Source organism: Pseudomonas sp. W2I6 (genome assembly GCF_030815935.1).
Taxonomy (GTDB): Bacteria; Pseudomonadota; Gammaproteobacteria; order Pseudomonadales; family Pseudomonadaceae; genus Aquipseudomonas.
The window spans coordinates 888,284-906,929 of sequence record NZ_JAUSXJ010000001.1 but is presented as its reverse complement, the minus strand read 5'-3'; the positions used below and the strand labels follow the sequence as shown (position 1 = coordinate 906,929).

The 18,646-nt window shown below is 61.1% G+C and carries 13 protein-coding genes and 1 other RNA gene; 6 read left to right on the top strand and 8 right to left on the bottom strand.

Annotation, left to right across the window (positions count from 1 at the left end; genetic code table 11):
• Positions 1-79: 79 nt before the first annotated feature.
• Positions 80-943: a LysR family transcriptional regulator gene (locus QF039_RS04300; RefSeq protein ID WP_003219067.1), complete on the top strand. Its 864-nt coding sequence runs from the start codon at positions 80-82 to the stop codon at positions 941-943.
• A gap of 39 nt (positions 944-982) precedes the next feature.
• Here QF039_RS04300 and QF039_RS04295 read toward each other — a convergent pair whose 3' ends face one another.
• Positions 983-1,597: a hypothetical protein gene (locus QF039_RS04295; protein ID WP_177068669.1), complete on the bottom strand. Its 615-nt coding sequence runs from the start codon at positions 1,595-1,597 to the stop codon at positions 983-985.
• Position 1,598: 1 nt separating this feature from the next.
• Complete coding sequence (locus tag QF039_RS04290; RefSeq protein WP_087694832.1) at positions 1,599-2,645, bottom strand: N-acetylmuramidase family protein; 1,047 nt, start codon at positions 2,643-2,645, stop codon at positions 1,599-1,601.
• 284 nt (positions 2,646-2,929) lie between these two features.
• Between QF039_RS04290 and QF039_RS04285 the strand changes: the two genes are divergently transcribed.
• Positions 2,930-3,463: a hypothetical protein gene (locus tag QF039_RS04285; RefSeq protein WP_003219072.1), complete on the top strand. Its 534-nt coding sequence runs from the start codon at positions 2,930-2,932 to the stop codon at positions 3,461-3,463.
• Positions 3,464-3,477: 14 nt separating this feature from the next.
• Positions 3,478-4,065: a hypothetical protein gene (locus tag QF039_RS04280; RefSeq protein WP_177008134.1), complete on the top strand. Its 588-nt coding sequence runs from the start codon at positions 3,478-3,480 to the stop codon at positions 4,063-4,065.
• A 105-nt stretch (positions 4,066-4,170) separates the two neighbouring features.
• On the opposite strand, the gene ffs is transcribed toward QF039_RS04280, so the two are convergent.
• From ffs to QF039_RS04250, 6 genes are all read right to left on the bottom strand, one after another.
• An RNA gene (gene ffs / locus QF039_RS04275) (signal recognition particle sRNA small type) lies at positions 4,171-4,267 on the bottom strand.
• Positions 4,268-4,379: 112 nt separating this feature from the next.
• Complete coding sequence (locus QF039_RS04270) at positions 4,380-5,546, bottom strand: putative zinc-binding metallopeptidase (RefSeq protein ID WP_307517057.1); 1,167 nt, start codon at positions 5,544-5,546, stop codon at positions 4,380-4,382.
• Between the two features lie 301 nt (positions 5,547-5,847).
• Positions 5,848-8,205, bottom strand: a complete 2,358-nt coding sequence (gene ligA / locus QF039_RS04265) for an NAD-dependent DNA ligase LigA (protein ID WP_307517056.1) — start codon at positions 8,203-8,205, stop codon at positions 5,848-5,850.
• 87 nt (positions 8,206-8,292) lie between these two features.
• Complete coding sequence (gene zipA, locus QF039_RS04260; protein WP_003219080.1) at positions 8,293-9,144, bottom strand: cell division protein ZipA; 852 nt, start codon at positions 9,142-9,144, stop codon at positions 8,293-8,295.
• A 259-nt stretch (positions 9,145-9,403) separates the two neighbouring features.
• Complete coding sequence (smc, locus tag QF039_RS04255) at positions 9,404-12,892, bottom strand: chromosome segregation protein SMC (protein WP_307517055.1); 3,489 nt, start codon at positions 12,890-12,892, stop codon at positions 9,404-9,406.
• Between the two features lie 2 nt (positions 12,893-12,894).
• Positions 12,895-13,554, bottom strand: a complete 660-nt coding sequence (locus tag QF039_RS04250) for a GntR family transcriptional regulator (RefSeq protein ID WP_003219085.1) — start codon at positions 13,552-13,554, stop codon at positions 12,895-12,897.
• Between the two features lie 280 nt (positions 13,555-13,834).
• On the opposite strand from QF039_RS04250, the gene xdhA reads away from it, so the two are divergent.
• From xdhA to xdhC, 3 genes are all read left to right on the top strand, one after another.
• Entirely contained in the window at positions 13,835-15,283 is a 1,449-nt protein-coding gene (xdhA, locus tag QF039_RS04245) for a xanthine dehydrogenase small subunit (RefSeq protein ID WP_102368369.1), read from the top strand.
• Entirely contained in the window at positions 15,276-17,675 is a 2,400-nt protein-coding gene (xdhB, locus tag QF039_RS04240) for a xanthine dehydrogenase molybdopterin binding subunit (protein WP_307517054.1), read from the top strand. The genes xdhA and xdhB overlap by 8 nt, the downstream gene beginning before the upstream one ends.
• Positions 17,676-17,798: 123 nt before the next feature.
• A complete protein-coding gene (gene xdhC / locus QF039_RS04235) occupies positions 17,799-18,641 on the top strand; it encodes a xanthine dehydrogenase accessory protein XdhC (RefSeq protein WP_003219091.1) in 843 nt (280 codons plus the stop codon).
• Positions 18,642-18,646 lie beyond the last annotated feature (5 nt).

The following is an 18,646-nucleotide window of genomic DNA, read 5'->3' as shown; positions in this document are numbered from 1 at the left end:
GGAATGCCGTCAGTCTTGGCCCCGGCAAGGCGCAGGACAATTAACCGTTTCTGACTTCTGTAATCACTGGAACTGAGCGATGGAACTGGCCCAACTGAAAATGGTGAAAGCCGTGGCACAAACCGGCAGCGTGGCCCAGGCCGCCCTGCAACTGCACTGCGTGCCGTCCAACATCACCACACGCATCAAGCAACTGGAAAGCGAGTTGGGTACCCCGCTGTTCATTCGCGCCGGGCGCGGGTTGGCGATCAGTGCCGCAGGGGAAGTGTTTCTCGACTACTGCGAGCGCATCCTCGCGCTGGTGGAAGAGTCCAAGCGTGCCGTCGACAGCAACGCGATTCCCCGCGGCAAGCTGCGCATCGGCGCAGTGGAATCCAGCGCCAGTGGCCGCCTGCCGCCGCTGCTGGCCGAATACCATCGACGTTATCCACAAGTGGAGCTGGAACTGGTGACCGGCGCCTGGGCGCAGTTACTCGATGACCTGCAACATCACCGCATCGACGCCGCGCTGGTGGCCGCCGGCGGCAAACGCCCGAAGCTCGAACAAAGCGTGGTCTACAGCGAGCGCCTGGTGCTGATTACCAGCGCCTCCAGCGCACCCATCGAGGACGCCCGGGACCTGGCCGGCCGCACGCTGCTGGTGTGGCCGCCAGGCTGCCCGTATCGCGCAGCCCTGGAGAACTGGCTCAAGCCCCACGACATCAAGCCTGCCATCGCAAGTTATGCCAGTTGGGGCACGATCATTGGCTGCGTCAGCGCGGGGATTGGCGTGGCACTGGCGCCGGAAGGCATCCTGGCGCGCTACGAGCAGGCCAACCAATTGACGTCCTACCGCTTCGACGAATTGGCGGCGGTGGATAACCTGCTGTTCTGGCACAAGGACACCCAACGCCATCTGGCGCGGGATGCCTTTGCGGGGCTGTTGCGGGAGACTTTCGGCTAACCGGTTTTCGCCCCGCTACGCGCGGGCGCAGCAGCATCTTCAGCCTTTTGCGGGGACCAGCCTGGCGTACTGGTCCTGGCTGATCCAGCCCTTGGAAGAGCGGCCTTCGCCATTGATGAACTCGACCTGGGCCCAGCCATCCTTGAACGCCAGTACCGCGACCACATCGTCCTTGACCACGTAGGCACGATGGCTGGCCTTGGCGTCCGGGGTCTTCTGCAGGAAGGCCTTGTCGGACGAAACGGTCACCAGGCCAATCCATTTCTTGGCAGCGGTTTGGGTCAGGTCCAGGCCGGTGGCAATTTCCGGCATCAACACGTTGATGCAGCCGGGATGTTCGCGGCCCTTCTCCACGGTCAGCGTCACACCGTCCGAGGAAGCCGCGACGGTACCCGGATAGGCCTCATCCAGCCATGTCGACACCGATGCCTTCGCACCGTCGACCTTGCCCTGCAGGAAGAACGTGCATGAGCGGGTCACGCCCTCGCCCATTTCCTCGGCATAAAACCCCTCCACCTGATGCTCGGGCGTCACGGCCAGCATCAGCCCTTCGTACTTGCCCGAGTGCAGCGTAGCGGCAAACGCCGGCGCACCTGCAGCAACACACACGAAAGAGGCAACCAGCAATCGGGACACGCAACGTTTGAACGGCATTCTATTTTTTCCCTTCAAGTGCTTCGTAGGCTTTTTTGATGCGTTGGTCATAGTCGCCATAATCCTTGCCGTTATAGTTCAGCGCCATGGCGGCGTAATCCTTGTTCTTCATGGCCTTGACCAGGGCCGGGCTCTGGCTGCAAAAACCGAGGAAGGCCTTTAGTTGATGCCCGGCATTAATCTTCATGGCCACCACAAATTCAAACACCGTTTTATAACCGCATGCCGTGAAGTTGGAGCCCATAATCTGAAACATGCCCCAGGAGGCCGACTTCAAGGCCGCTTCCTGATCCAGTGCGAAGGCGGTGGCCATGGTCTCCCAGGCCTTGGTCTGGTCCTTGTTATTGGCCTTCCACTGGGGCCCGGCCTTCTTCACGTAGGGGTACGACAACAGCGGGTGGGTCTGGTCGTATTTACTCTTGGTGTACTTGCGAAAATGGTGCCCTTCAAAGGCGATCACCGGCAACTTGGCCGGGCCGAACCCGGAGCGCCCGCCCGACTCCACCGTGGCAAAGGCCTTGATGATATTGACGGAAATGCCGTTACCCAACTGCGTGGCAGCGTTCTGGAAGTCCGTATCCGTCAGCGTCGTGCCGCCGTCGCACGTGGCCTGGAGCATCATCTGCCGGTTGCGCCGCTCAGCCTCGATCATTGCCCGCATGCGGTCCAGATAGTGGTCGACCGTGGCCTGGACCATGTCCGCGCCGGTGTTGCCGAACACATTGAGGAACGTCGGAATACGCAGGGTCGGGTTCGGCTTGACCGGCACCTTCACCGCTTCTTCGATCAGGCTATTGAAGGTGCGCCCGGTAGGGTCGATGACACCGTCGGGATGCGCGTATTTGAGGTGGCGGAACTGATACTGGCTGATGCACTGCACCAACTGGCCGTCGCATTTGCCATTTTCCGCCAGGGGGAAACCCAACTTGGGAATGATCAAGTTGAATAAATACTGGATGCATTGAACATCGGCGGGCAAGTTGCGGGCTTTGCCCGGCGCACCGACGGAAGCGCTGATGAGAGTGGGCAACCCTTGCAGGCTTTTCATTACTGACATCCTTGTTAGTTGGAGTAGATGAGCCATAAAGCGCCATCACTTTAATATCATCCATGTGCCACCGACATATTTAGAAATATGTCGCTGGCGCAAACTAACAAGGCGAATTTGGCTTGTCCAGCGCAAGGTTTTAAGGATGTGAGCAATCCCTCACTGACGTCGTCCCTGGGAATAATTTTTAAACGGACTGGGCACTTTGCCACTACCTGCGCTACTGTCTGTTTCGCAGGATGCATTGTCGTCCTGACATCTAACAATGACGTCCAGGGACTGACATGAAATCGACCTTTATTGCCTGTGCCATCAGCGGATTGCTCTTCGTCTCGCCAAACACCCACGCAGAAGATTTTGCGGGCTACTTGCTCAAGGCGGTAACGCCAAAAGGTCCGCAATGGCAAACCAAAAACGATGACGAGATGGCATCAGCGTTCGCGAATGCCGGGGTAAAACGATACAAGTGGTCTGCCGACACCGGAAAAGACGAGATCACCCTGTTTGTGTTGCCGGGCCAGAATCAACCGCCAAGCGCGGCCCGTGATTCCGATACCCGGGCCGCCGAGAAGAACTGCAAAACACATATCAGCCAGACTGACATGGGAGATACCAGCACCCCGTATATGGGCTGGTCGGTGATCTGCACACAGGCGAACGGCAACGTCATGACCTTGAGGCATTTTGCCTATCAATTGGGGGGCGACACGTACAAGGTTTCCAGGACCTGGAGAGAAATGCCTTCAGAACAAACCGTTGCACAATGGAGCGCAACGCTCGCCAGCATCGCCGACCACATCAACAGCACTAAGCCGTGACACAGGAGGTGCCCATGCGCTGGCTAATCGTGGTATCGACTGTCCTGCTGCTGTTCGGCTGTGCATCCAAACCGCCTGTGGCGCCGCCGGACCTGTCCCGCCCGTCGATCGCCGAGACAAAGTCGGTGGTGTTTGCAGGGAAAACATACGTCCTGAAATACCAGGCCCGGGGCAACGTTCCGCTCTGGGAGTATTTCCTCGCACCAGAAAGCGTCAACGCCTGGAGCGAACTGGTGGATTTTCGCCTCGCGCCGCCCCAGAGCACCGGCAACGAGCCCCGGGATCTTGCCAACCTGACCGCGCAGGCCCACAAACAGGAATACCCCAACCTTCCGGTGGAGATGTTTTCAGACGAGAAAACCGATGCGATCTACGTGCTGCTGTTTTATCCGACCTCCACACGCAAGGACGGTAGCTTCTTTGAGTTCAATATCTTCAAATACTACAAGGACAACGGGACCGGCCAAATCATCAGCTTCCACTTTGCCAAGAACATCCCGTCCGACACGCCTGCCGCACGACAGGAGTTGCCCGGGCACATGGCGAGGTTGCGCGCAGAAGTGATTCCGGCCATGGGAGAGTTCCCGCTGTACCGTCAGTAACCCTGATGAGCGAACAGCAGAAATCGCTTCGCAGATGACGATTGTAAGCGAAGGGCTTCATAAAAGTATTTTTTTGAATCAAGGAGGGTTGCGTTATGGAGGCAACCCCACCAGCCACACCCCGGCACACAATGTTCCCGCTGTGGCTGCTGCCTTCCGGCTCTGACCAGGTTCACGGGTAATCGTTGCGGGGGGACCGATGGGGTCACCATAACGACGCTCGCCTCTCGGCAAGCCGCGCCATTGTACCGATCTCATCGGAAGTTACAACCGTTCGCGCGGGATTAAAAATATGAAGGGCTTCAAGCACTTGCCTATTGGGCCTGGAGCACCTCATCTGCCCGACCGCCCTCTTGCTGGATCACCAGGTGAATGAAGTGCAGCTTGGCAATCACCGCCGGCGGCAGGACGAACGGATAGAAATCCGGCTGGCCCATGCTGCGGGACAGTTCGTTGAGCATGCCGGCCAGTTCGATCCACGCATTGACGAATGACAGGAACGCCGTGCCACCGGGATGCCCGGGGTCGTAGAGGGTGCTGAGGGGGAACGGCTGGTAATCCAGGTCCATCTCCCGGGCGCTCATGCCGAAGCCCAGCGCGGTGTCGACGGCGTCCATCATGTGCAGGTAATGCGCCCAGGTTTCCGCCCAGTCTTCCCACGGGTGCATGGTGGCGTAGGCGCTGACGCAGGTTTGCTGCCAGTCCGGGCGCGGGCCGTTCTGGTAGTGCTGCTCCAGGGCGTCGGCGTAGCTGGCGCGCTCGTCACCGAACAGCGTGCGGAACGGCTCCAGCCAATGGCTGTTGGCGATCAGGCGGTCCCAGTAGTAATGGCCGACCTCGTGACGGAAGTGACCGAGCAAGGTGCGGTAAGGCTCGCGCATCTGTACGCGAATTTTCTCACGGTGGGCGTCGTCGGCTTCCTTGATGTCGAGGGTGATCAGGCCATTGGCGTGGCCGGTGGTGGGCGCGTTGCCTTCCAGGTCGATGCCGACAAAATCGAAGGCCAGGCCGGTGTCTTCATCCACCGCCTTGGGAATCACCTGCAAGCCCAGGCTGATGAGTTGGGCCACCAGACGACGCTTGGCGGTTTCGACCTTGCGCCAGCGTTCGGGGTTTTCGGGGATCGACAGGTCGGGAATGGTGCGGTTCAGGCTGCAGGCCACGCACAAGACCTGGCCGTTGTCGGCGGGCAGCAGCCAATTGCACGCGGCGGGCGTGTCAAGGTTGGCGCAGCGACGAAAGGCACCGGCTTCAGGGTCGGCGTCCAGCAGCCAGGTATCGGCGTACGGGCCGGGCTGCAGGGAGGACAGGCGACTCTGCTCCGGCTGATAGCCCAGCAGCGCCGAGCAGGCCAGGCACTGGCTGTTGCGAAAGAACAGCGATTGCCCACAGCGGCACTGCCAGACCTTGCTGTTGCGCGAGGTCTCGGCCATGAACGGTGCGGCGATGCGCAAACTGAGTTGTTCGAAGAAGCGGTACATGGCGATCTCTCCGGGAGGCTTGCCAATACTAGAGCATTGCCCGAGAGAGATCGTTCCCACGCTCTGCGTGGGAATGCATCCAGTGACGCTCCGCGTCGCACCTTTCAGAGCGGACGCAGAGCGTCCAGGGCGGCGTTCCCACGCAGAGCGTGGGAACGATCATCAGACTAGAGCATTGCCCGAGAGAGATCGTTCCCACGCTCCGCGTGGGAATGCATCCAGTGACGCTCCGCGTCGCACCTTTCAGAGCGGACGCAGAGCGTCCAGGGCGGCGTTCCCACGCAGAGCGTGGGAACGATCATCAGACTGTGATGTTGTGCTTGGCCAAAAATGCCACGAACGCCTCTTCATCCAGCACTTTCAAGCCCAGCTCAGTGGCCTTGGCCAGCTTCGAACCCGCGCCTGGCCCGGCGACCACGCAATGGGTTTTCGCCGACACCGAGCCCGCGACCTTGGCGCCCAGGCTTTCGAGTTTTTCCTTGGCAACATCGCGACTCATCAGTTCCAGGGAGCCGGTGAGCACCCAGGTGTGACCGGCCTCGGGCAAGCCTTCGACGACTTTCTTCTCACTCTGCCAGTGCATGCCGAAGTCCTTGAGCTGTCGCTCGATGGCCAGCGCGCGCCGGGCGTTTTCTTCAATATCAAAAAAGTCCCGGACGGCCTTGGCCTGCTTCTCCGGCAAAGCCTGGCGCATGTCGAGCCAGTCGGCCTTGATCACGCCTTCGAGGGAGCCGAATTTGTCGGCGAGTTTCTGCGCGGCGCCCGGGCCCACGGACGGCACGTGCAGCTTGTCGAGCAAGCCGCCCAACGTGGTGCTCGCCGCAAACTCGGCGCTCAGGTCGCCCTGCTCCTGCAACTCCAGGCCGCACTCGTCCTTCGAGATCAGGGCGCCAATCACATCCTGGTTATGGCTGTCTTCAAAGAAGCTGTGAATCTCGTGGGCCACTTCCAGGCCAACGTCCGGCAAGTACGTCAGCACTTCCGGCAAGGCCTGCTGCACGCGCTCCAGGGATGCCAGCGAGCGCGCCAGCACCTTGGCCGTCTCCTCGCCCACATCGGGAATGCCCAGGGCGTAGATAAACCGTGCGAGGGTTGGCGTCTTGCTGTTTTCAATAGAGGCAATCAGCTTCTTGCTGGAAACGTCGGCAAAACCTTCCAGGTCGATGATCTGTTCGTACTTGAGCTTGTAGAGATCCGCCGGCGAGCCGATGAGTTTTTCGTCCACCAGTTGCTCGATGGTCTTGTCGCCCAGGCCATCGATGTCCATGGCCCGGCGCGAAACGAAATGGATGATCGCCTGCTTGAGCTGCGCACCACAGGCCAGGCGCCCGACGCAGCGGTACACCGCGCCTTCACTGACGGTTTCCTTGCCCTTGCTGCGCTTGACCAGTTGCGTGCGCTCAACGTGGGAGCCGCACACCGGGCAGCTCTCGGGGATCTGCACCGCGCGGGCGTTTTCCGGGCGACGCTCGGTGACAACCGACACCACCTGGGGGATTACGTCACCGGCACGGCGGATGATCACGGTGTCGCCGATCATCAGGCCCAGGCGCGCCACTTCGTCCATGTTGTGCAAGGTGGCATTGGACACGGTCACACCCGCGACCTTGACCGGCTTCAAGCGTGCCACGGGCGTCACAGCGCCGGTGCGGCCGACCTGGAATTCAACGTCAAGCAGCTCGGTCAGCTCTTCCATGGCCGGGAATTTATGGGCAATTGCCCAGCGCGGCTCGCGGGCACGGAAGCCCAGCTCCCGCTGGTAGGCAATGCTGTTGACCTTGAACACCACGCCGTCGATTTCATAGGGCAAGGCGTTGCGGCGCTCACCGATATCGCGGTAGTAGTCGAGGCAATCCTGAATCCCCTTGGCCAGCTTCAGCTCATGGCTGATGGGCATGCCCCACTTCTTCAGCTGTTGCAGGTTGCCGATGTGGGTGTCGCTGATATCCGTGGTCACGCCATAGCAGCAGAATTCCAGCGGACGGCTGGCGGTGATCTTCGAGTCCAGCTGACGCAGGCTACCCGCCGCCGCGTTGCGCGGGTTGGCGAAAGTCTTGCCGCCAACTTCCAGCTGGGTGGCGTTCAGCCGCTCGAAACCGGCCTTGGACATGAATACTTCGCCGCGCACTTCGAGGGTCGCCGGCCAGCCGGTGCCGTGCAGTTTCAAAGGAATGTTGCGCACGGTACGCACGTTGACGCTGATGTCTTCGCCAGTGGTGCCATCGCCACGGGTGGCGCCACGCACCAGCTCACCGTCCTGATACAGCAGGCTGACCGCCAGGCCATCGAGCTTCGGCTCGCAGCTGTACTCCACCGCTGCGCCACCGCCAAACAGGTCGCCCACGGGCAGGTCCAGGCCTTCAGTGACCCGGCGATCGAATTCCAGCATGGTGCTTTCATCAAAGGCGTTGCCGAGGCTGAGCATCGGGATTTCGTGGCGTACCTGAGTGAACGCAGACAATGCCGCACTGCCGACCCGCTGCGTCGGTGAATCACGGGTTACCAGCTCCGGGTGCTCGGCTTCAAGCGCCTTGAGCTCGTGGAACAAACGGTCGTACTCGGCGTCCGGAATGCTCGGCTCGTCGAGGACGTGGTAACGGTAGTTGTGCTGATCCAGTTCAGCGCGCAGTTCGAGGATGCGGGTGTGGGCGGCGGTCATGGGTGTTCTCTCATAAAGCAAAAGAGCAGCCGAAGCTGCTCAATATGTTAGTGCATGGATTCTACAGGCAACGCTTAAGCTTGGACCTTAGCGCTTCTGTGTCAGGGCACGACGCTCGAACTCGACGATGCGCTGACGGTAATGCTCGATGGTCTGGGCGGTCAGGACACTGCGTTGATCGTCCTTGAGTTCGCCGTTGAGTTCCTGGGACAGCTTGCGAGCTGCCGCCACCATCACGTCGAACGCTTGTTTCGGGTGACGCGGGCCTGGCAAGCCGAGGAAGAAGCTCACCGCCGGAGTGCTGAAATGGTCGATGTCGTCCAGATCGAAGATGCCCGGCTTGACCGCATTGGCCATGGAGAACAGGACTTCGCCGTTGCCGGCCATGCTTTCGTGGCGATGGAAAATATCCATCTCGCCAAAGCGCAGACCGCTTTCCAGAATATTCTGCAGCAGGGCCGGGCCCTTGAAGCCGGCGGCGTCACGGCAGATCACGCTGATCACCAGCACCTCTTCGGCAGCCGGCTGGTCCTTGACGGATTCTTTATGGGCGCTCTTGGCCGGGGACTCATCCGGGAAGTCGTCATCACGGCTGCTGAAGCTCGGGCCTTCTTCCAGGTCCAGGTTCAGGTCGCCCTGGGATGGCTCGCTGGCCGCGCTGCGCTTGCCGCGCTTGGGTTCACGGGCTTCACGCACCGGTGCGCTCATCGACGGCAGGTCGTGCTCGTCCAGGTGCGGTTCTTTATGGTTGTCCAGGACACGCGGTGGCCCCAGCAGCTCGGCGCTGCCGTCGTCGTCCGGCAAATTGGACAGGTTGCGGTCCAGGCGAAATTTCAACTTGCCCTTGCCGCCACGCATCCGGCGCCAGCCATCAAAAAGAATACCGGCAATGACAATAATGCCGATGACGATCAGCCACTCGCGCAGACCGATTTCCATGTAATCCCGTGCCTCTAATAAAAAATGCTGAAAAATAAGGGGTTTAGCACCGTGCAAACCGCTTTAAAACGTGGCGCCAACTCTATGTTCTGAATGACGTTTTGCCCACGCATACGAAAATTTGACATTAAACTAGCACGACCAAAGATAACTTTACACCGTCTGTCAAAATGCCTTGAACAAATATGTCCATTTGCCACTTTTCCCAGACCGGTAAATCACCTTACGTCCTGCTGAAAATCCTCCTTCGACCTGCGGCTCAGGATTCCACCAGCGCCATCGCCTCTTCGACATCCACCGCCACCAATCGCGAACAGCCCGGCTCGTGCATCGTCACGCCCATCAATTGATCGGCCATTTCCATGGCGATCTTGTTGTGGGTGATATAGATGAACTGCACCGTCTGGGACATCTCTTTAACCAGTCGGGCGTACCGTCCAACGTTAGCGTCATCCAGCGGGGCGTCAACTTCGTCGAGCATGCAAAACGGCGCCGGGTTCAACTTGAAGATCGCAAATACCAGGGCCAATGCGGTCAGTGCCTTCTCGCCACCAGACAACAAATGGATGGTGCTGTTCTTCTTGCCCGGAGGCCGCGCCATGATCGTTACCCCTGTATCGAGTAGATCTTCGCCCGTCAGTTCCAAGTAAGCGCTGCCACCACCGAAAACTTTCGGGAATAACGCCTGTAAACCGCCATTAATCTGATCAAAGGTATCTTTGAAGCGATTACGGGTTTCCTTGTCGATCTTGCGGATCACGTTCTCCAGGGTGTCCAGCGCTTCGACAAGATCGGCGTTCTGCGCATCCAGATAACGTTTGCGCTCGGACTGCTGCTGGTACTCGTCGATGGCCGCGAGGTTGATCGCGCCGAGTCGTTGAATGCGCGCGGCAATCCGCTCAAGTTCTTCTTCGGCTTCTTTCTCGTTGGCCTCGGCGGTCAGGGTATTGAGCACGCCGTGCAGGTCGTAGCCGTCTTCCAGCAACTGGTCTTGCAGGGTTTTGCGGCGCACCGTCAGGGCCTGCCATTCCATGCGCTGCTGTTCGAGCTGGCCCCGGATCAGTTGCGACTGTTGCTCGGCCTGGGTCCGGCGTTTTTCCGCGTCGCGCAGTTCGCGGTCGGCGTCTTCCAGGGCGATCTGGGCGGTCTTGAGCTCTTCGTCGACGGTCATGCGCTTGTCGAGCAACTCTTCAAGCTTCAGGCGCAGCTCTTCCAGCGGGGCCTCGCCCTCCTCCAGGTTGAGGCTCAGTTGCTCGCGTTTTTCGGTCAGGCGTTCGGACTGCATTTCCAGGCGCTCAAGGGCCTGGCGCGTGGAGTCGTGCTGCGCCCGCAGGGAGCCGAGGCGCACGGCCAATTGATGGGCGTGATCCTTGTGCTGGCGAGCTTCCTGGCGCACCCGGTCGAGGCGCTCGCGCAAGCTGTCGCGCTGGGCCAGCAGCAACTCGCGCTGCTCGGTGTCCAGGGCCATGCTGTCGAGGGCTTCCTGCAATTGCAGGCGTGCTTCGCCGACTTGTTCGTGTTCGAGGGCGCGTTGCTCGCCCATCTCGGCCACTTCTTCGTCGAGCCGGGTGCGGCGCAGGGTCAGTTGCTCGACCTTGGCCTTGCTCGCCGAGAGCTGGGCTTTCAATTCGCCCTGCTGGCGCGCTTCGTCCTGCAACAGCCGGCGCAGGTGTTCGCGGCCGGTCTCTTGCTGGCGCTGGGTGGCGCGCAGGGTTTGCAGCTGGTTTTCCAGGGACTCGAGTGTGGCTTCGCGCTCTTCGCGCTCGGCGGTCAGGTTGACGATTTCCTGGCCACGGGCCAATACGCCGCTTTCCGCTTCGCTGGCACGCCGTACCCGCAAAAAGTGCCGGCCGACCCAAAAGCCATCACGGCTGATCAGGCTTTGCCCGGCGGCCAACTGCCCGCGCTGGGCCAGGGCCTGCTCAAGGCTGTCGACCGGCTTGACCTGGCCGAGCCAGGGCGACAGGTCAATCGCCGCCTCCACTTTATCCAGCAGGCTGCCCGGCACGCGAGTGCCGTCCGCCGCCGGGCTGAGCAAACGCAGATCGCCCTGGGCAAAACCCGCCAGGTCAAACCCGCCAAAATCATCCACCAGCACCGCTTGCAGGTCGGCGCCGAGCACGGTTTCCACCGCCAGCTCCCAACCGGTTTCAACCTTCAGGCCTTCGGCCAGGCGCGGACGCTCGGCCAGGTGTTGGTCACGCAGCCATTCAGCCGTGCCGGTGCCCGGGTCGAGCGCCGCTTGCTGCAAGGCTTCCAGGGAAGCCAACCGGCCGTTGAGCCGCTGCAAATCGCCCTGGGCCTGCTGCTGTGCCTGGGTCGCCTGCTGCAGTTGCTGACGCAATTGCTCGAGGCGCTCCACTTGTTGTTCTTCGCTGGCTTCCAGCTCTTCCAGCGTCATTTCGCTTTCGGCGAGTTTCTCGCTCAGTTCGAGGATCGCTGCATCTTCCGGGTCGGCAGCGAGCAGCACGCGCTCTTCCACCAGGCGCCGCTGACGCTCGGCCAGGCGCTCCATGCTGGTTTCCAGTTGCTGGATGCGTGACTGCTGCACCTCAGCCTGGCGGCGCGGCTCGGCAGATTGCAGGTTGAACGTGTCCCACTGCTCCTGCCAGGCGTGCATGGTGGTTTCGGATTCTTCCAGGGCCGCAGCGGCTTCCTCGGCAGCGGCGCTGGTGACTTCCTGCTCGGGAGTGAGCATGTCCAGCTCCTCCCCAAGGGTCAGCAGCAAGGTGCGGTCGTGGCCCAGGTGCGATTCGGTTTCCAGGCGCGCACGCTCGGCTTCTTTCAAGTCGTCCTGCAACTGGCGCAAACGCTGCTGGCCGTGCTGGATGCTCTGCTCGACCCGGGCGATATCGCCGCCCACCGAATAGAAGCGCCCCTGCACCAGATTGAAGCGCTCGGACAGGTCATGGTGACCGTCCCGCAGGCGTTCGATGCTGGCGTCGGCATTGCGCTGCTCGGCCACCAGGGCTTCGAAGCTGATTTCCTGGGTGCCGATGATTGCTTCGCGCTGGCCCACCTGGTCATTCAACGCCTGCCAGCGCAGGGCCGACAGTTGCGCCTTGAGCTGACGCTCCTCGCCCTTGTATTCCTGATACTTCTCGGCGGCCTGGGCCTGGCGGTGCAGGCGCTCCAGCTGGCGCTCCAGCTCTTCACGCAGGTCAGTCAGGCGGGCAAGGTTTTCATGGGTACGGCGGATACGGTTTTCGGTCTCGCGCCGGCGCTCCTTGTACTTGGAGATGCCGGCCGCTTCCTCGATAAAGTTACGCAGGTCTTCGGGCTTGGCTTCGATCAGCTTGGAGATCATCCCCTGTTCGATGATCGAATAGCTGCGCGGGCCCAGGCCGGTACCGAGGAAGATGTCGGTGATGTCCCGGCGGCGACACTTGGTGCCGTTGAGGAAGTAGCTGTTCTGGCTGTCGCGGGTCACTTTGCGGCGAATGGAGATTTCCGCATAGGCCGCGTACTCGCCCACCAGGGTGCCGTCGGAATTGTCGAACACCAGTTCGATGCTGGCCTGGCTCACCGGCTTGCGGCTGGTGGAGCCGTTGAAGATGACGTCGGTCATCGACTCGCCACGCAGGTTTTTTGCGGAGCTCTCGCCCATCACCCAGCGTACGGCGTCGATGATGTTCGACTTGCCGCAGCCATTGGGCCCGACCACTGCCGCCATGTTACTGGGGAAGTTCACCGTGGTCGGGTCGACGAAGGATTTGAACCCCGCCAGTTTGATGCACTTGAGCCGCACGCTTAGGCTTCCGCCAACGCAGCAATGACCAGCGAGCAACTGCGCTCGCCGTAGGCCGAGAGCACCAGGCGAATCTGCGGCAGGTCACGGGCCAGCACGGCGGCGAGCAATTGCTCGAACAGCACCAGGTACTCGCTCATGGACGCCTTGCGCTGATCCAGCGCCAGGTAATAGGCGCGGTTCATCGCCGGCTGAAGGTTCTCGACGGTTTCCTGCAGGTACGGGTTGTTGGCGAACGGATAGGCGGCACGCATCACGTTGAAGCTCTCTTCAACGAAGGCGCGGATGTCCTGGCGTTCGAAGCTGGCGATCAGGCGCTGCTGGATTTGCACGAACGGCGCCATGTCGGCCTGGGTCTGCCAGCCGGCGGCGACCGCATTGCCCAGCAGGATGTACAGCTCGCCCATCAGCGTGCACAGGCTTTGCACCTTGTGGGCCGTCAGCTCGGTGACGTGGGCGCCACGGCGCGGCAGGATCGCAATCAGGTGCCGGCGCTCGAGGATCAGCAAGGCTTCGCGCACGGAACCACGACTGACATTCAGCGCCAGTGTGACCTTCTGCTCCTGGATCCGCTCCCCAGGCTTGAGATCGCCGCGAATGATACGTTCGGCGAGGTGGTGAGCGATTTGCTCGGCAAGACTATCCGGCGCCTTGAACGTCATGTTTTCCCTTCAAAATCTTCTATCGGTACAAGCGCGGCAGTGTAGCGCACTTGCCGGTTGATGGCGTACGGCCCACAGAGCGGAATTTGGCATGAAATAAGCAGCCATTAAAGTCCAGAAGCCCCCAAAAACGGCGGTTCCAGAGAACTGGACCATAATTAAGGATGTTGATATCGCATTTTCTTGACCTTTCGGTCAGAAAATCGTTGACCGAAAAGTCAGACATGACTAGATTCGGCGCAAAGCGGTTAACAACAATAATGAGTCTGCGAGGCCTTCCGTGATCCAGTTTTTACTAAACCAGGAGCTCCGTAGCGAGCACGCCCTGGACCCGAACCTGACCGTGCTCAACTATTTGCGTGAGCACCTGGGCAAATCCGGCACCAAGGAAGGCTGCGCCAGCGGCGACTGTGGCGCCTGCACCGTGGTAGTCGGCGAGTTGCATACCGACGATCAGGGCGCCGAGCAGATTCGCTATCGCAGCCTCAATTCGTGCCTGACGTTTGTCTCGTCCCTGCACGGCAAACAACTGATCAGCGTCGAAGACCTCAAGCACCAGGGCCAACTCCACAGCGTGCAACAGGCCATGGTGGAGTGCCACGGTTCGCAATGCGGCTTCTGCACCCCGGGCTTTGTGATGTCGCTGTTCGCCCTGCAAAAGAACAGTGATGCACCCGACAGCCAAAAGGCCCACGAAGCCCTGGCTGGCAACCTCTGCCGCTGCACCGGCTATCGCCCGATTCTTGCCGCCGCCGAACAGGCCTGCTGCAACAAGCCCCAGGACCAGTTCGACAGTCGCCAGGCCGACACTATCGCGCGCCTGAAAGCCATCGCCCCGACGCAAACCGGCGAGTTGAACAGCGGCGACAAACGCTGCCTGGTGCCGCTGACCGTCGCCGACTTGGCGGACCTTTACGACGCTTACCCACAAGCCCGGCTGTTGGCCGGCGGCACCGACCTGGCGCTGGAAGTCACCCAGTTCCACCGCACGCTGCCGGTGATGATCTACGTCGGCAATATCGAAGAGATGAAGCGCATCGAAAGCTTCGACGACCGCCTGGAAATCGGCGCCGCCACTCCCCTGTCCGATTGCTACAGCGCGCTCAACCACGAATACCCGGATTTCGGCGAATTGCTCCACCGTTTCGCCTCGTTGCAGATCCGCAACCAGGGCACCCTGGGCGGCAATATCGGCAATGCCTCGCCCATCGGTGATTCGCCGCCACTGCTGATCGCCCTCGGCGCGCAGATCGTGCTGTGCAAGGGCAACACCCGCCGTACCCTGGCGCTGGAAGACTACTTCATCGACTACCGCGTCACTGCCCGCCAGGACAGCGAATTCATCGAGAAAATCATCGTGCCCAAAGGCGTGCCGCTGTTCCGCGCCTACAAGGTTTCCAAGCGCCTGGACGATGACATCTCTGCCGTCTGCGCGGCCTTCAACCTGAAGATCACTAACGGTGTGATCGACGATGCCCGCGTGGCGTTCGGCGGCATGGCCGCCACCCCGAAACGCGCGAAGAACTGCGAAGCCGTACTGAACGGCGCCACCTGGAATTCCGCCACCGTGGAAAAAGCCTGCGCGGCCCTGGCCGAGGATTTCACCCCGCTGTCGGACTTCCGCGCCAGCAAGGAATACCGCCTGCTCAGCGCACAGAACCTGCTGCGCAAATACTTCATCGAACTGCAAACGCCGCACATCGAGACTCGGGTGACCGCTTATGTCTAACCATCACGCCGTGGAAAAATCCCAGGCCGAACTCGCCGAACTGTTTGCCAAGGACCTGACCAGCGGCGTCGGTCGCAGCGTCAAGCACGACAGCGCCGCCAAGCATGTCTCGGGCGAAGCGCAGTACATCGATGACCGCCTGGAATTTCCCAACCAGTTGCACCTCTACGCACGCATGTCGGACCGCGCCCACGCGAAGATCCTCAGCATCGACACCGCGCCCTGCTATGCATTTGAAGGCGTGCGCATCGTCATCACCCACGAAGACGTGCCGGGCCTGAAAGACATCGGCCCGTTGATGCCCGGCGACCCGTTGCTGGCCATCGACACCGTGCAGTTCGTCGGCCAGGTGGTGCTGGCCGTCGCCGCCCGCGACCTGGAAACCGCACGCAAGGCGGCGATGGCCGCTGTGATCGAATACGAAGACCTGGAGCCGGTGCTGGACGTGGTCGAGGCGTTTCGCAAAAAACATTTCGTGCTCGACAGCCACACCCACCAGCGCGGTGATTCGGCGGGCGCACTGGCGACCGCGAAGAACCGTATCCAGGGCACCCTGCACATCGGCGGCCAGGAACACTTCTACCTGGAAACCCAGATCTCCTCGGTGATGCCCACCGAAGACGGCGGCATGATCGTCTACTGCTCCACGCAAAACCCCACCGAAGTACAGAAGCTGGTGGCCGAAGTACTCGACGTATCGATGAACAAAATCGTGGTCGACATGCGCCGCATGGGCGGTGGTTTTGGCGGCAAGGAAACCCAGGCCGCCAGCCCGGCATGCCTGTGTGCGGTGGTCGCACGCCTCACCGGCCAGCCGACCAAAATGCGCCTGCCGCGTGTCGAAGACATGCTGATGACCGGCAAGCGCCACCCGTTCTATATCGAGTACGACGTAGGCTTCGACGACAGTGGCCGGCTGCACGGCATCAACCTGGACCTGGCGGGCAACTGCGGTTGCTCACCGGACCTGTCGAACTCGATTGTCGATCGCGCAATGTTCCACTCCGACAACTCGTATTACCTGGGCGACGCCACTGTCAACGGCCACCGCTGCAAGACCAACACCGCCTCCAACACCGCTTACCGTGGCTTCGGCGGCCCCCAAGGCATGGTCGCCATCGAAGAAGTGATGGACGCGATTGCCCGACACCTGGCCCTCGACCCGCTGGCCGTGCGCAAGGCCAACTACTACGGCAAGACCGAGCGCAACGTCACCCACTACTACCAGACCGTCGAGCACAACATGCTCGAAGAGATGACCGCCGAACTCGAACAAAGCAGCCAGTATTTCGAGCGCCGCGAAGCGATCCGTCGCTACAACGCCAACAGCCCGATCCTGAAAAAAGGCCTGGCCCTCACACCGGTAAAATTCGGCATTTCCTTCACCGCCAGTTTCCTCAACCAGGCCGGTGCGCTGATCCACATCTACACCGACGGCAGCATCCACCTGAACCACGGCGGCACCGAGATGGGCCAGGGGTTGAACATCAAGGTCGCGCAGGTAGTGGCCGAGATTTTCCAGGTGGAAATCGACCGCGTGCAGATCACCGCCACCAACACCGACAAGGTGCCCAACACCTCGCCGACGGCGGCTTCCAGCGGCGCCGACCTGAACGGCAAGGCCGCACAGAATGCCGCCGAAACCATCAAGCAGCGCCTGGTGGAGTTTGCCGCGCGCAAATATGAAGTCAGCGAGGCCGACGTTGAATTCCACAGCGGGCATGTGCGGGTCCGCGATCACATCCTGACCTTTGAAGCGCTGATCCAGCAGGCGTATTTCGCCCAGGTGTCGCTCTCCAGCACGGGCTTCTACAAGACCCCGAAAATCTTCTACGACCGCAGCCAGGCACGTGGGCGGCCGTTCTACTACTTTGCGTTCGGCGCGGCCTGTTGCGAGGTGATCGTCGACACGCTGACCGGCGAGTACAAGATGCTGCGCACCGACATCCTGCATGACGTGGGCGCCTCGCTGAACCCGGCCATCGACATCGGCCAGGTCGAAGGCGGCTTCATCCAGGGCATGGGTTGGCTGACCATGGAAGAGCTTGTGTGGAATAACAAGGGCAAGCTGATGACCAACGGCCCGGCCAGCTACAAGATCCCGGCGGTGGCCGACATGCCGCTGGACCTGCGGGTGAAGCTGGTGGAAAACCGCAAGAACCCGGAAGACACGGTGTTCCATTCCAAGGCCGTGGGTGAGCCGCCGTTCATGCTTGGTATTGCCTCGTGGTGTGCGATCAAGGACGCCGTGGCGAGCCTGGGTGACTATCGCCATCAGCCGAAGATCGATGCACCGGCGACGCCGGAGCGGGTGTTGTGGGGCTGTGAGCAGATGCGCCAACTGACCGCTGCAAAAGCTGTGGAAACGGAAACCGAGCTGGCTTCGCTCTAGACCGAGGCGCTGCCATCGCGGGCAAGCCCGGCTCCCACATTTTGATGTGTGAACCCAATCAAATGTGGGAGCGGGCTTGCTCGCGAAGGCGGTCGAACTGACAACAGAGATGTTGAGGTAAACATGAACAACTGGATCAGCGCCCTCGCCGACCTGCAGAACCAGGGTGAACCCTGCGTGCTGGTGACCATCATCGAAGAGCTCGGCTCCACGCCGCGCAACGCCGGTTCGAAGATGGTGATCAGCGCCGCCCAGACGTTCGACACCATCGGTGGCGGACACCTGGAATACAAGGCGATGCAGATCGCCCGGGACATGCTTGTGCGCGGCCAGCAAAACACCCACCTGGAGCGCTTCAGCCTCGGCGCCAGCCTGGGCCAGTGCTGCGGCGGCGTGACGGTGCTGTTGTTCGAACCCATGGGCCAGGTGCAGGCGCAGATCGCGGTGTTCGGCGCCGGCCACGTGGGCCGCGCGCTGGTGCCGTTGCTGGCCAGCCTGCCGTGCCGGGTGCGCTGGATCGATTCCCGGGAACAGGAATTCCCGGAACACATCCCCCAAGGCGTGCGTAAAATCGTCAGCGAAGAGCCGGTGGATGAAATCGACCACTTGCCTGTGGGCAGTTACTGCATCGTCATGACCCACAACCACGCGCTGGACCTGGAGCTGACCGCCGCCCTGCTCAAGCGCAATGACTTCACCTACTTCGGCCTGATCGGCTCGAAGACCAAACGCGTCAAGTTTGAACACCGCCTGCGGGATCGCGGTTTCGACACCGCGCAACTGCAACGCATGCATTGCCCGATGGGGCTGACCGAGGTCAAAGGCAAACTGCCTGTGGAAATCGCCATCTCCATCGCCGGCGAAATCATCGCCACCTATAACGCCAACTTCGGCCAGCACACTGCGAGCGCCGAACCCATTGCCAAACTGCTGCCGGTATCCCGCCGCAGCCAAGCGACTAACTGAGACGA

What these genes read in the sequence shown, in the direction of transcription:
- xdhC (WP_003219091.1), top strand. Translation starts at nt 17,799, where the DNA reads ATGAACAACTGGATCAGCGCCCTCGCCGACCTGCAGAACCAGGGTGAA.
- QF039_RS04280 (WP_177008134.1), top strand. Translation starts at nt 3,478, where the DNA reads ATGCGCTGGCTAATCGTGGTATCGACTGTCCTGCTGCTGTTCGGCTGT.
- QF039_RS04300 (WP_003219067.1), top strand. Translation starts at nt 80, where the DNA reads ATGGAACTGGCCCAACTGAAAATGGTGAAAGCCGTGGCACAAACCGGC.
- QF039_RS04290 (WP_087694832.1), bottom strand. Translation starts at nt 2,645, where the DNA reads ATGAAAAGCCTGCAAGGGTTGCCCACTCTCATCAGCGCTTCCGTCGGT.
- ligA (WP_307517056.1), bottom strand. Translation starts at nt 8,205, where the DNA reads ATGACCGCCGCCCACACCCGCATCCTCGAACTGCGCGCTGAACTGGAT.
- QF039_RS04285 (WP_003219072.1), top strand. Translation starts at nt 2,930, where the DNA reads ATGAAATCGACCTTTATTGCCTGTGCCATCAGCGGATTGCTCTTCGTC.
- QF039_RS04250 (WP_003219085.1), bottom strand. Translation starts at nt 13,554, where the DNA reads ATGACGTTCAAGGCGCCGGATAGTCTTGCCGAGCAAATCGCTCACCAC.
- zipA (WP_003219080.1), bottom strand. Translation starts at nt 9,144, where the DNA reads ATGGAAATCGGTCTGCGCGAGTGGCTGATCGTCATCGGCATTATTGTC.
- QF039_RS04270 (WP_307517057.1), bottom strand. Translation starts at nt 5,546, where the DNA reads ATGTACCGCTTCTTCGAACAACTCAGTTTGCGCATCGCCGCACCGTTC.
- QF039_RS04295 (WP_177068669.1), bottom strand. Translation starts at nt 1,597, where the DNA reads ATGCCGTTCAAACGTTGCGTGTCCCGATTGCTGGTTGCCTCTTTCGTG.
- xdhB (WP_307517054.1), top strand. Translation starts at nt 15,276, where the DNA reads ATGTCTAACCATCACGCCGTGGAAAAATCCCAGGCCGAACTCGCCGAA.